Genomic DNA, 13792 nt, shown 5'->3' with positions numbered 1-13792 from the left:
ATCCGGTCAAAGAACACATGCTTTATTTTACAAAATGGAAAGCAGCACTGGTTCTTATCGTGTGTGCTTTGGGTGTGGTTTACGCCGCACCAAACTTCTTGCCTAAGGACGTTCTTCCGACAGAATCGAGCTTCCTCCCAAGCAAACAGATCAATCTTGGTCTGGATTTGCGGGGCGGCTCGCACATGTTGTTGGAAGTTGATACCGATAGCGTGGTTCGCGAACGTTACGAAGCGTTGGCGGATTCTATTCGCACCGAACTGCGCAAAGAAAAGATCCGTAACCGCCCGCGCGAAGCAACGATGAAGGGTGCAGAAGTTACAGTTCTTAATCCTGAAGATGCGGAAAAAGCGCGTGAGTTGGTTCGCAACATCGAGCCCAACACCGTCATGAGCGGCGAGGGGAACAATATCATTGTTTCCTATAACGAAACCGCCATGAAGGAATTGGTCGATCGCGCCCTTAGCCAGTCGGTTGAGGTTGTCCGTCGCCGTGTTGATGAACTTGGCACGACGGAGCCATCAATCCAGCGTCAGGGCACAAACCGTATCGTGGTTCAGGTTCCTGGCCTTGACGATCCGTCGCGCTTGCGTGCGATTCTTGGACGTACCGCCAAGATGAACTTCCATTTGGTCAATGCCCAGAAAACTGTTTCAGATGCCCGTGCAACCGGTTTGCCGCCAGGAACCATGATCCTGCCTGCAGCCGACCAAGGTGATCGGGCCGCCGGTATTCATGAATATCTGGTGGACCGTCGTATTGTGGTTTCGGGTGACAACCTTGTTGATTCCCAGCCAACCTTTAGCGACGGCCGCCCGGTTGTTTCCTTCCGCTTTGATGCGGCGGGTGGTGCACGTTTTGGTGACGTGACAAGCAAAAGTGCAGGTCGCAGTCTTGCGATCGTTCTTGATGGCGAAGTTATTTCAGCCCCGCGGATCAACGAACCGATCCTGGGCGGCAGTGGCATCATCACCGGACAGTTCAGCGTACAGGAAGCAAATGACCTGTCGCTTCTGTTGCGTGCCGGTGCGCTTCCAGCCCCGATGCAAATCCTTGAAGAACGTTCGGTTGGTCCGGGCCTTGGTCAGGATTCTGTTGAGGCCGGCGAAATTGCCGCTGTTCTTGGTCTTGTCTTCGTTATCGCCTTTATGGTGATCAGCTATGGCCGGTTTGGCATTTATGCCGATATCGCGCTGATGCTAAACCTGATCCTTGTTTTGGCGGTGATGTCTGTTTTGCAGGCGACACTGACCTTGCCGGGGATCGCAGGTATCGTTCTTACGGTTGGTATGGCGGTTGACGCCAACGTGCTGATCTTTGAACGTATTCGCGAAGAACGGCGCAACGGGCGTACGGTGATCAACGCGATTGATGCGGGTTATCGTAGTGCGATGTCGACCATTTTGGATGCCAATATCACCACGCTGATCGCGGCATTGGTGCTGTTTAGCTTCGGCTCTGGCCCGATCAAGGGTTTTGCCGTTACGCTGGCAATTGGTATCGTCACATCCATGTTCTCGGCGATTTGGCTGACCCGTCTGCTGATTGCAGGCTGGATTAAACGCCGTCGTCCGACCGAGCTGGTACTTTGAGGAAGGGAACAGGGAAGATATGAAACCTTTGCATCTTATCCCGGATGACGTGAACGTCCCGTTCCTCAAATTCCGGAAGATCTTTTATATTGTGTCTTTGGTGATGGTGCTGGCATCTGTTGGCATGTTCTTCACCAAGGGCCTTAACTTCGGCATTGATTTCCGCGGCGGTATTCTTGTGGAAATCAAAACGGATGGTCCGGCTGATGTTGGCGCATTGCGCGACAACCTTGGCAGTCTTGGTCTTGGCGATGTTTCTATTCAGGAATTCGGTGAACCCGATGACGTCCTGATCCAGTTGCAGCGTCAGGATGGTGACGAAAAAGCCCAGATGGCTGCTTTGGCCGCGGTGACCAAGGCGCTTGGCGACGATGTCACCATTCGTCGAAGCGAACTTGTTGGGCCGAAAGTCGGTGATGAGCTTAAGGAAGCAGGGATTTATTCCGTTGCGATCTCGCTTTTGCTGATCATGGTCTATATCTGGTTCCGGTTCGAATGGCAGTTTGCCGTGGCATCCGTCGTTGCACTTTTGCATGACGTTTTGATCACGATTGGCTTCTTTGTCATTACCGGTGTTCAGTTCGATCTGGCGACTTTGGCGGCTATTTTGACGGTTGCGGGTTATTCTATCAACGATACGGTCGTTGTCTTTGACCGCATTCGCGAATATCTGCGTAAGTTCCGCAAGATGGAAATCACCGATCTGTTGGATCTTTCGATCAATTCGACCCTGTCACGTACGACAATGACATCATTTACCACGCTGTTGGCTTTGATTGCGTTGTTCGCGTTTGGCGGGGAAGCGATCCGTGGCTTCACCATGGCGCTGATCTTTGGCATCGTGGTCGGGACGTATTCATCGATTTGCGTTGCCTCGCCGTTGCTGGTTGTTTTGCGCCTTAAGCGTAAAATTCCAGAGGGCGAAGAAGAAACCCAGGAAGCTGGCGCCTGATCCATTAGGCCCAATTGATAGACATTTACAGGAAGGCCGGGTTTGTGCGAAAACAAATCCGGCCTTTTCTTTTGGGTTCGTTGATCGTTTGCGGCCCCTTGGACGCCGGTTAAAAGTCCTTTTTAAACTGGCGACAGCTCATGACAGTTCCTATTGCTTCCGCACCAAACCATCGCGCAAATCTGATCGGCAGTCTTTGGATGATGGCCGCAATGGTGGCGTTTTCATTTGAAGATGCCTTTGTTAAGGCCGTTTCTGAAACCCATGCCGTGGGGCAGGTGCTTCTTGTATTTGGGATTGGCGGTGCCCTGTTATTTGCGGTGATTGCGCGTTTTCAAAAACAACGTCTGCTTAATCCCGATGTCCTGTCACGTGCCATGGGCATCCGGGTTGTTTTTGAAGTGATTGGGCGGCTGTTTTACGTTCTTGCACTGGCTTTAACCCCGCTATCATCGACCACAGCGATCCTGCAGGCGACACCGATTATCGTCGTTCTTGGGGCGGCCGTTATTTTTGGTGAAAAGGTGGGATGGCGCCGGTGGGCTGCGATCATTGTTGGTTTGATCGGGGTTCTGATCATTTTGCGTCCGACCACTGATAGCTTTTCCGCCTTATCCTTGCTGGCCGTCATAGGAACGATTGGTTTTGCAGGCCGGGATCTTGCCAGCCGGGCAGCACCGCTGTCGCTGAGTACAGCCATTTTGGGATTTTACGGCTTTATCGCGATTATTGTGGCTGGCATTCTGTTTTCGATTTGGGACGGCAAAGCATTCATCTGGCCAGATGGGCACAGCATATTATATTACCTTGGCGCGATCCTGATGGGGGCGTTTGCCTATGCATCCCTGATGAAGGCAATGCGCAGCGGTGACGTATCGGCCGTGACACCATTTCGCTATACGCGCCTGTTGTTTGGGATTGCGTTGGGCATGATCCTGTTTGGCGAACGTCCTGATCTTCCGATGATGATTGGCTGTGGGATCGTTGTTTTGTCCGGGTTGTTCATTCTGTGGCGCGGAAAAATGAACACAGAACACCTCGACACTTGATCAAAAGCGGACTAAGTCCAAGGGACATTATTCGAACGACGGCAAAATGGGGCCAACATGTCTATTGAAGTAAGTACGATGGTTGCCGAAGGCAGTAAAATGGTGACCAGCTATGGCGACGGCTTGTTCCGGCTGGGCGAGGAAACCATCACCGGATCAATCTTGATGTTTCCCGAAGCCGTTTATTCGTGGAATGTGTCATCAGCCGATGACATCCTGGTTGAGTCATTCGCACCGATTATAGAAGCCGCAGAAACGGTTGAAATCCTGTTGCTTGGTATGGGTAACCGATTGACCCGTGTACCGATGGAATGGCGTCAGGCGTTAAAAGAACATGGCATCGTGATTGAGCCGATGGATACCGGTGCTGCGTGCCGAACTTATAATGTTCTTCTGTCAGAAGGGCGTCGGGTCGCCGCGGCGATTATCGCCGTTTAAGTATCGCGGCTTTATGCAGGCGGCCTCAGTAGTTTTAAGCTGGCTTTGCGAAAAATGTATGAAGCTCATCATGGAGCTGATTAACGCTTTCAAACAGGGCGGCTGGGCCCGGTGCGTAATCGGCTGGGAAAGAATCACCGCATAAGAACAGGTTCTTCCAAGGTGGCTTGAAACGGTGGCGTAAGGCCGCCACGCCTGGGGTGAGTTCGGGAAATGGTGCTTCGGCGTCCACGAAGCTGAAGTTTGGGCATCCAATCCCATCGGCATTTTCCGCCCGCGCGGTTAAATCAATGTTCAGATACTGATCACACAGCCAAACGCACCGTTGCCAAATTCGCTGCGCGCGCTGTTCTGGCGTGGCATCGGGCGATAAATGCGCGTTGCTGTTTAAGTTCACCTGGATGTGGCGTCGGTTGCAATAAATCGCCCGCACAAGATCATCGGATGTGAACAGACCGCGCGGTTCTGCAAATTGGCGACGTACTTCAAAGACCATTGTTTGGCGCCGGGCAGGGGCCGGCGCAAACCCGATATCAGGCACTGCATCACACAACTGTTTTGGATGAAGGGCCAACACGACCGCGTCCTGTGGATTTACGACAATTTGGGTGTCTTCGCCAAAGAGCAAATCGGTCGCATATTCCGATGTGCTGTCGATATCGCCCAGCGGCGCATGGGCCATTACGCGTCCACCAGATGCCAGAAAGCGTTCGCGCAACGCCGGAAGCGCGATGTCATTTAGGATGATCGGATCAATCGCCGAAAAGACAGGTGCGGGGTTTCGTGAAAACAACGCCTTTATGGACGGTGCCAAAATCCGACCAAACAGCGCGTTCGAACATTTCTGAGCGGGCATTGAAAATAGGATTTCGGCCAAAACGGCCAAACCATCACGATGGTATGTGCCTTTTTTCCAATTTTCGTCATCATTGTCGGCTTCGTTTGCGCGTCCCATTCCTTTTGGAATGTCAACGCGACTGTCTTCACCCGCAAAGCGTTTCTGCCAAAGGCCAAAGGCCGTAACGGCCTGCAGTACGAGGCCGGGGCGTCTTTTGATCAATGCATGGGCCAGACCGCTATTCAGCTCGACAATTGCCGGTTTGCGCCGCCCGCGTTTGAGTGCAAGAACACCATGCGCAGGGCGAACAAGCTTGTCTGGGATTTCCGGGAATTGTGAAAAGAAGTCCGAGACCAGTTCTTCGGGATCGTAAAATATTTCAGGCTCGGCAACCTTGTGGCTATTCGGGGCGGTTTGCATGCCCCGTGTCCAGCGGCTTTCAAAGGGTTCACCAGCATCATAAAGGGTGACGTCAATGCCGTCTTCGGCCATCAGTGTCGCAAGAGAGGACCCAGCCAAGCCGCCTCCAATCACATGTAGTCGTCCCGATGTTAATGATGCCATATGCCTATGCCATTTTAATTGTTATACAAGGGTCATATTGGGTCTTACGGCTGGATTTGCGAACAAGGTCCGAAAGTCATTAAACACTAACAGCAGAACGCTTTATAAGTCATGGATGAAATTTCGACAGAAATCGATAGCCTAAATACCGAGGTTATCTCCCACATGAACGGTTGGCTCGATATGATTGGCGGCGGTAGTGCCAGTCGTTGGATCGGTGCACTTGTTGTTCTGGTGGTGTTTTTTATTCTTAAACGGGTATTGGCCGCGGGTGTTCTTGTCGGTTTGCGTCGCCTGGCACATCAGAATAAGCAAAGCATGGTGGCAAACGTTTTGGATGCGTTTGCCTTGCCGTTGCAAGTGCTTGTGATGCTTGTTGGTGTTTATTTCGCGATTGAGCTTTTGAAGCTGCCAGAGGCTATCACATCAACCTTGTTTGAGGTTCTCAGCATTCTTGCCGGGTTTAGCGTCTTTTGGGCGATGTTTCGGGCGGTCGAGCCGATTGGCGTGTCGTTTAACCGCCTGATTGGCCGGTTTGGTGCCGGATTGGGTGATGACCTGCGGCAGTTCTTTATCCGTGGTGTTAAAACGCTGATTGTTGTGATCGGCATCGTCATTCTGCTTGAAGGATGGGGCATTGATGTTTCGGCCTTTCTTGGTGGTCTTGGTCTTGCCGGTATGGCTGTTGCGCTGGCAGCAAAGGATTCTGTCGCCAACATTTTCGGTGGCCTGACGATTTTTGCGGATAACCTGTATAAACGCGGTGACTGGGTCGAAACCCCGCATTTTGAGGGAACCGTCGAGGTTGTTGGATTGCGCGCAACCAAGGTACGCACCTTTTCCAAGGCGCTGGTGACCATGCCCAATGCCCAGATTGTTGATTCACCTGTGATCAACTGGTCGCGTATGACCCATCGCCGTATCAAGATGGTGCTGGGGCTGGAATATCGAACCACAGCAAAACAGATGGAAGCCATTGTCGATCAACTGCGTGATTTCCTGAAAAATGACGAGGACGTTGCGCAGACCGATGTTGCGCAGATGGTGCATCTGTCTGATTTTGGGGCCAGTTCGATCAATATCGATCTGTACTATTTCACGACCACGACCGACTGGGTTAAATGGCGCGACATTCGTAACCGCCATATCATCGCATTCAAGCGCATTGTCGAAGAAGAAGAAGCCGGTTTTGCCTTCCCGTCGCAGTCGCTTTATGTCGAATCCATGCCGGAAAACTTTGCCAAAGAGCAGCCGTCACAAGAAAAATCTTCGAAAGACAATGACGATCAGCGCGAACAGCGTAAGATCGGATGAGTAAAATGACTGATACCCCCAAACTGCCATATTGCGCAGACTATGTGCGTCGTCATGACCGTGATCGTTTCTTGTGTGCGCTTTTTGCCCGTCCAGAGCGGCGCGATGACCTTTTCACGCTTTATGCGTTTAATCAGGAAGTGTCGAAAACCCGCGAAATGGTCAGCGAAGTGATGCTGGGCCATATTCGCGTGCAGTGGTGGCATGATGCCTTGACCGATCTGGGTGAGGGGACAGTACGCAAACACGAAGTGATCGAACCATTGGCTGAACTGGTGAAGTCCGGTGACTTGATGGTTGAAGAGTTGGATAAACTGGTGTCTGCACGCGAGTTCGACCTTGAAGATCGCCAGCCGGATAATCAGGCCGAACTGGATACCTATATCGATCAAACGTCTGGACATCTGGCAGTTCTTGCTGCCCGCTTGCTCGGTGCAGAGGGCGAAGACGCAGAACATGCTGCGCGGCTTGCTGGTAATGCCTATGGGCTTGTCGGGATTTTGCGCGCGATTGTGTTTCATGGACGTGCAAAGCGTCTGTATCTGCCCAAGGATCAGATGGAACACTGCAATGTTAGCCAAAGCGACATTTTTGAATTTCGTAAAAAGGATGAGGTCAAAACCCTTATCCATGGTTTGGCCGATTTGGCGCGCCAACGGATCAAGGATGCGCGGTCAGTTCGCAAAGCATTGCCCCAAAAGGCGCATGCTGTCGGATTGCAGGTCGTTTTGGCTGATGGTTATCTTCGAAAGCTTAAAAAAGCAGGATATGATCCATTTTCGGCGGAGTTTGGTTTGGCGCGCCCGGCTAGTTTACGTCTGACTTTGAATGGAATGTTAAAGCGTTATTGAATTAATTTTCCGGCGTTAGTGGATATTATGAAAATGACGTCTAAATTAAGCAAAAGTACACGACAGTCTTGATCTGTGCGTGCTGGTGGTACAGCGTTTTGATATAAAAGGCGTCGCAGCAGCTTGATCCCATTAGGCGAGGAACCGAATGGCACATACGAATATCGTCAAAAGATATCAGTGGTTTGTTGGCTTGTTTATGATGAGCTGGCTTATCTTGCCGGTTGCGGGACATGCAGCAAGCATTGATCCATTTTTGGGCGACTATCATGGTGCTTCGATTGAGCACGCCGAAGGTGAGTTAGGCGCACGTGATCTGGATGTCCAAATCAAAAAGTCCGAACGTGGATTTGTTGTCGATTGGGCGACCGTCATTCACAAATCTGATGGTCGGGACAAGACTGTTTCACTGAGCATCGAGTTTTACGGCACGGATCGCCCAGACATTTATGGCAGTGCTATGCAGACCGGTTTGTTCGGTAAACGTGTCCCAAATGATCCGTTAAAGGGTGAGCCGTTCTTTTGGGCCCGTATTGTCGGTAAGACACTGACAATCCATGCGCTTTATATCACCGATGACGGTGGCTATGAGATGCAGGTTTATGAACGCACCCTTGATGATGATGGCAATATGGAGCTGGTCTTTAAGCGCTTCCGCAATGGGAAACCGGTACGTGATGTGACCGGAAAGCTGCTGCGTCAGAAGAAAAAAGGTTACTGATTTTAAACGTCGTAACCAGCAAAAAAGCCGCTTCGGATGAAGCGGCTTTTGTTGTTTTATCAGGCAGCGGAAAGGCTTGATAGCCATTCATCAAATAGTGGGATCGCCCGATCTGTATAGAGTTTCTTGCGATCGCGTCCCTTGACTCGTTTGGTCAGTTCAAGATCCGGGAACAGGCCGAAGTTAACGTTCATTGGCTGGAACGTGCTTTCATCGGCACCACCCGTGATGTGATTGAGCAACGCCCCCATAGCAGTTGCGAGCGGCGGGGTCGGGACCGTTTTCCCGTTCTTTTCAGCAGCGGTAAAGCGCCCGACCATCAGGCCGACAGCCGCACTTTCCACATACCCTTCGCAGCCGGTAATTTGGCCCGCAAACCGCAAATCCGGGCGGGACTTCAGACGCAACGTGCCATCAAGAAGGCGCGGCGAATTTAAGAACGTATTGCGGTGAATGCCGCCAAGGCGGGCAAACTCGGCGTTTTCAAGGCCCGGAATGGTGCGGAAAACCTCTGCTTGATTGCCGTATTTCAATTTGGTCTGGAAGCCAACCATGTTGTAAAGCGTACCAAGGGCGTTGTCCTGGCGCAGCTGAACAATGGCGCGGGGCTTATTGGTGGGATCATGCGGGTTGGTCAGGCCAACTGGTTTCATCGGCCCATGACGAAGGGTTTCACGGCCACGCTCGGCCATGACTTCAATCGGAAGGCATCCATCAAAGTAGGGGGTGTCTTTTTCCCATTCTTTGAATTCGGTTTTTTCGCCTTCAATCAGGGCGTCGATGAAAGTGTTGTACTGCGCCTCGTTCATCGGGCAGTTGATGTAATCCTTACCGTCACCCTTGTCATAGCGCGATTGGAACCATGCCTTGTCGAAATCAATGCTTTCTTTGTAGACAATCGGTGCAATCGCATCAAAGAAGGCAAGGCTTTCTTCGCCAGTTGCTGATCGGATGGCCTCGGCCAGCGGGCCAGAGGTCAGCGGTCCGGTTGCAATGATGGTCTGTTCCCATTCCTGGGGCGGTAGGCCATCGATTTCACCGCGTTCCAGGCTGATCAATGGGTGGTTTTCAAGGGCTTCGGTGACGGCGGCAGAAAAGCCTTCGCGGTCAACCGCAAGCGCGCCACCGGCTGGAACCTTATGCGCATCCGCACAGCGCATGATGATCGATCCAGCGCGGCGCATTTCATCATGAATCAGGCCAACCGCGTTGTATTCCTTGTCATCGGAACGGAACGAGTTCGAGCAGACCAGCTCTGCGCATTTATCCGTATGGTGGGCGTCGGTTGGGCGGACCGGGCGCATTTCATGCATGACCACCGGAACGCCTGCCTCGGCCAGTTGCCAGGCGGCTTCACTGCCGGCCAGACCGGCACCAATAATATGAACGGGCTTGACCGTACTCACGTGTGCGAACTCCTCGCCAAGAATGTATGTTTAATCTGGCACAGACATAGCGGTGCAAGGGGGCAGATTTCAAGTCAATTGCGTAGATCTGATGACGGTTTCATCGCTGCCATATGAATTTTGTCACAATTGCACAGCGCAGACGTCTTAAGGGGCAGAGTAGGTCTATCCCTTAACATGCGAGAATGGCACAGATATGAGCTACCCGCATCATCCCTATGGATATGAACCAACGCATTGTCCGGTAATCGGTCTGGTGCCGCGTCGTCGTTTGCGCTGTGAGCCGGAATATTCCGACGACTGCGATGTGTCTAACGAAGATACCAAGCCCGACAAAAGACCTGCGCCGTTGGTCACCACGCGCCATATTGGCTTTCCATTTGCCAACTCCGATGATGGTACCTTTAGCGCGGCAGATGTTGAGGCGATGATTGAGTATGTCATCACAACCCGTCAGGGATGGCGGGCATCGCTTGTCATGCGCGCATTTTTACGGTGGTGGCGGGCAGCCGAACCTTACCCGGATATCCCCGAAGAACGCAAACTGTCAGACGCGATGATCATGCTGCTTGCCCTTAATCAGGGGCGAGAAGGGTTCGTCCAAGGGTATTTGCATGATTTGTACGATGAGACCCAACGTGCTGCGCCAAAGCCGCAATCCAATAGGACGGAAGCATCTTTTAACAGGAGCCTTCGGATTGCAGCACTTGCACTGGCTTTGTCGCCGATTTTTTTGGTTTTTGCGGTGCTGATTTTTGTTCAGATTGACACCCTGATCAGTGGCCATTCAGGCAAGATATTTGGCTTTAGTTATGACCTTTTATTCTTTGTCGGTGCCTTTGGGGCTATTGGTGCATTGACCAGCATGATGATGCGGCTTGGCAAGGACGTTAAATGGGATGAAATGGACCCAACATCAGTCTTCTTTAATTTCCTGTTTCGGCCGTGCATGGGGTTCTGTTTTGCCCTGTTGGTTTTGCTGGCGTTGCGGGCTGGGATGTTGCCGATCCCGCTTGAACAATTGCAAAACATTGATGACCTTGACGAAATCGGTAAATCAGCAGCCGCCAGTCAACAAATATCGATTGTTCTCGTCTTGGCATTCTTGTCCGGCTTTAGCGAGCGACTTAGCAGTGCGATGGTCAAGCGGGTCGAAGACCGGGTCGCCCGGACAGACTGATCGAACCAAAACGGGGCAGCGATTTGCTGCCCCGAAGGATTGGTCTTATTTCACGCCAAGATGGCGTTTAAGGTAATGCCCGGTATAGCTGTCTTTGTTCGCCATGATGTCTTCTGGTGTACCACATCCGACAAGCTTGCCGCCGCCATCGCCACCTTCTGGGCCGATATCAATGATCCAGTCCGCTGTCTTGATCACATCAAGGTTATGCTCAATCACCACAACCGTATTTCCCTGATCGACAATGGTATGCAGCACTTCAAGCAGCTTGCGAATATCATGAAAATGAAGCCCGGTTGTCGGTTCATCAAGAATGTAAATCGTCCGCCCTGTGGCGCGTTTTGAAAGCTCCTTGGCCAGCTTCACGCGCTGGGCTTCACCGCCCGATAGGGTGGTGGCCTGCTGCCCCAGATGGACATAGGAAAGGCCAACCTGTTTTAAGGTTTCCATCTTGTCGCGGATCGATGGAACCGCCTTAAAGAAGTCAGCGCCTTCTTCAACAGTCATATCAAGAACGTCAGATATCGACTTGCCTTTAAACGATATATCAAGCGTTTCGCGGTTGTATCGTTTGCCTTTGCACTGATCACATTCGACATAAACGTCGGGCAGGAAGTGCATTTCAATCTTGATAACGCCGTCACCTTGGCAAGCTTCACAGCGACCGCCTTTGACGTTGAATGAAAAACGTCCGGGCTTATAGCCGCGTGCTTTGGCTTCGGGCAGTTGGGCGAACCATTCACGGATCGGCGTGAAGGCACCGGTATAAGTGACTGGGTTTGAACGCGGTGTGCGGCCAATCGGGCTTTGGTCGATATCAATGATTTTATCGATATGTTCAATGCCGGTGATGCTGTCATGCGCGCCGGGATGGTTGCGTGCGTTATGCATGCGTTTCGCCAGCGCCTTATAAAGCGTCTCGATGACAAGGCTTGATTTACCGCCACCAGATACGCCGGTCACACAGATAAATTTGCCCAGCGGAAACTCCGCATCGATACCTTGCAGATTGTTGGCCGTCGCACCCTTGATCTTGATCGACTTGCCATTGCCTTTGCGGCGTTCCTTTGGCACGGCAATCTGTTCGGTTCCGACCAAGTATTTTCCGGTCAGGCTATCGGGGTTTTGTTGAATTTGGGCTGGGGTACCCTCGGCCACGATACGGCCGCCATGGATCCCTGCACCAGGGCCCATATCCACAACATAGTCCGCGGCAAGGATCGCGTCCTCATCATGCTCGACAACAAGAACGGTGTTGCCAAGGTCACGCAGACGTTTAAGGGTTTCAAGCAAGCGGTCGTTATCGCGCTGATGCAAGCCGATGGACGGTTCATCAAGAACGTAAAGAACACCTGTCAAGCCTGATCCAATTTGCGAAGCAAGACGAATACGCTGGCTTTCACCGCCCGAAAGGGTGCCAGATGTACGCGACATTGACAGATAATCCAACCCGACATCGCGCAGGAAGCGCAGGCGATCGTTGATTTCACGCAAAATACGCCGGGCAATCTCGGTTTCCTTGGCGTTTAGCTTGCCTTCAAGTTCGATGAACCAATCGGCCGCCTTGGCAATGGACAGGTCGGTAATGCGCGAAATTTCGGCGCCATCGACTTTAACTGCCAATGCTTCTGGTTTTAGGCGCTGCCCATTACAGGTCGGGCAATTTGAGATCATCTGGTATTTGGCAAGCTCATCACGGGCCCACTGGCTGTCGGTTTCGCGCCAGCGGCGTGACATATTGGGAATGACGCCTTCGAACGGGCGGGAAACCTTATAGCTGCGTGACCCATCATCATATGAAACGGTTACTTCTTCTTCGCCAGATCCAAACAGAATGATGTCCTTGGCCGATTTGGGAAGTTTTTCCCAGGCAACGTTGGTTTTAAACCCAAAATGCTTGGCGACGGATTTCAGCGTTTGCAGATAATATTTTGATGTCGAGCTCGCCCACGGGGCAACCGCACCGTCATCAAGCGTTTTGCTTTCATCAGGCACCACAAGCATCGGATCAAATTCCATCTGGGTGCCAAGGCCATCACAGGCCGGGCAGGCGCCAAACGGATTGTTGAACGAAAACAGGCGGGGTTCGATTTCTTCGATCGTAAAGCCAGAAACCGGGCAGGCGAACTTGGCAGAAAACACCGTATTTTCGCCGGTTTTGGCATCCTCGGCAAGTACGATGCCGTCGGTCAATTCAAGCGCAGTTTCAAAACTGTCTGCAAGACGGGTTTCGATACCTTCTTTGACGATCAGGCGATCCACAACGACGGAAATATCGTGTTTGAGCTTTTTGTTGAGTTCCGGCGCTTCGTCGATGTCATACATTTCGCCATCGATTTTAACGCGCTGAAAACCGCGTGAACGCAAATCACGCAGTTCCTTTTTGTATTCGCCTTTGCGGCCACGCACGATGGGGGCCAGCAGATAAAGACGCGTACCTTCCGCCATCTCCATCACCCGATCAACCATTTGTGACACGGTCTGACTGACAATGGGAAGGCCGGTCGCAGGCGAATAGGGGATGCCAACACGCGCCCAAAGAAGGCGCATATAGTCATAAATCTCGGTCACGGTGCCGACGGTTGACCGCGGATTGCGTGACGTTGTTTTTTGCTCAATCGAAATTGCTGGCGACAGGCCATCGATATATTCGACGTCCGGCTTTTGCATCAATTCAAGGAACTGCCGCGCGTATGCTGACAGGCTTTCGACATAGCGCCGCTGACCTTCGGCATAGATCGTATCGAAAGCGAGCGAACTTTTGCCCGATCCGGAAAGGCCGGTAATCACCACCAATGCGTCGCGGGGCAATTCAACGTCAATGTTCTGCAGATTGTGTTCTTTCGCACCGCGAACCGAAATTTTCGTCAGCATATCGGGCCTTTTG

The 13792-nt window shown here is 52.0% G+C and carries 11 protein-coding genes; 8 read left to right on the top strand and 3 right to left on the bottom strand.

The window, feature by feature from the left end:
- Positions 1–17 precede the first annotated feature (17 nt).
- From secD to HCZ99_RS11985, 4 genes are all read left to right on the top strand, one after another.
- Positions 18–1592, top strand: coding sequence for a protein translocase subunit SecD (gene secD / locus HCZ99_RS12000; RefSeq protein ID WP_167447206.1), 1575 nt, complete (start codon positions 18–20; stop codon positions 1590–1592).
- Positions 1593–1611: 19 nt separating this feature from the next.
- A complete protein-coding gene (gene secF / locus HCZ99_RS11995; RefSeq protein ID WP_167447205.1) occupies positions 1612–2544 on the top strand; it encodes a protein translocase subunit SecF in 933 nt (310 codons plus the stop codon).
- A gap of 140 nt (positions 2545–2684) precedes the next feature.
- Complete coding sequence (locus HCZ99_RS11990) at positions 2685–3593, top strand: DMT family transporter (protein ID WP_167447204.1); 909 nt, start codon at positions 2685–2687, stop codon at positions 3591–3593.
- A gap of 57 nt (positions 3594–3650) precedes the next feature.
- Positions 3651–4031 carry an Mth938-like domain-containing protein gene (locus tag HCZ99_RS11985; protein WP_167447203.1) on the top strand — a complete coding sequence of 127 codons (381 nt, stop codon included), beginning with the start codon at positions 3651–3653 and terminating at the stop codon, positions 4029–4031.
- 34 nt (positions 4032–4065) lie between these two features.
- Here the strand turns inward: HCZ99_RS11985 and HCZ99_RS11980 are convergent, their stop codons facing one another.
- Positions 4066–5433: an FAD-dependent oxidoreductase gene (locus HCZ99_RS11980; RefSeq protein ID WP_167447202.1), complete on the bottom strand. Its 1368-nt coding sequence runs from the start codon at positions 5431–5433 to the stop codon at positions 4066–4068.
- A 111-nt stretch (positions 5434–5544) separates the two neighbouring features.
- Between HCZ99_RS11980 and HCZ99_RS11975 the strand changes: the two genes are divergently transcribed.
- The 3 genes from HCZ99_RS11975 to HCZ99_RS11965 all read left to right on the top strand — a co-directional run bounded on the left by HCZ99_RS11975 (position 5545) and on the right by HCZ99_RS11965 (position 8319).
- Positions 5545–6747: a mechanosensitive ion channel family protein gene (locus tag HCZ99_RS11975; protein WP_167447201.1), complete on the top strand. Its 1203-nt coding sequence runs from the start codon at positions 5545–5547 to the stop codon at positions 6745–6747.
- A 5-nt stretch (positions 6748–6752) separates the two neighbouring features.
- On the top strand, positions 6753–7598 hold the full coding sequence (locus HCZ99_RS11970) for a phytoene/squalene synthase family protein (protein ID WP_167447200.1): 846 nt from the start codon (positions 6753–6755) through the stop codon (positions 7596–7598).
- Positions 7599–7746: 148 nt separating this feature from the next.
- A complete protein-coding gene (locus HCZ99_RS11965; protein WP_167447199.1) occupies positions 7747–8319 on the top strand; it encodes a hypothetical protein in 573 nt (190 codons plus the stop codon).
- 59 nt (positions 8320–8378) lie between these two features.
- On the opposite strand, the gene trmFO is transcribed toward HCZ99_RS11965, so the two are convergent.
- Positions 8379–9725 carry a methylenetetrahydrofolate--tRNA-(uracil(54)-C(5))-methyltransferase (FADH(2)-oxidizing) TrmFO gene (gene trmFO / locus HCZ99_RS11960; protein ID WP_167447198.1) on the bottom strand — a complete coding sequence of 449 codons (1347 nt, stop codon included), beginning with the start codon at positions 9723–9725 and terminating at the stop codon, positions 8379–8381.
- Positions 9726–9921: 196 nt separating this feature from the next.
- Between trmFO and HCZ99_RS11955 the strand changes: the two genes are divergently transcribed.
- The gene (locus HCZ99_RS11955; RefSeq protein WP_167447197.1) at positions 9922–10905 is read left to right on the top strand and encodes a hypothetical protein; all 984 of its coding nucleotides are present in this window, start codon (positions 9922–9924) and stop codon (positions 10903–10905) included.
- 45 nt (positions 10906–10950) lie between these two features.
- Here HCZ99_RS11955 and uvrA read toward each other — a convergent pair whose 3' ends face one another.
- Positions 10951–13779: an excinuclease ABC subunit UvrA gene (gene uvrA / locus HCZ99_RS11950; protein WP_167447196.1), complete on the bottom strand. Its 2829-nt coding sequence runs from the start codon at positions 13777–13779 to the stop codon at positions 10951–10953.
- Positions 13780–13792: the final 13 nt, after the last annotated feature.

The organism is Thalassospira lucentensis (genome assembly GCF_011806425.1).
GTDB classification, from domain to species: domain Bacteria; phylum Pseudomonadota; class Alphaproteobacteria; order Rhodospirillales; family Thalassospiraceae; genus Thalassospira; species Thalassospira lucentensis_B.
This window is presented reverse-complemented; position numbering and strand designations above follow the sequence as displayed.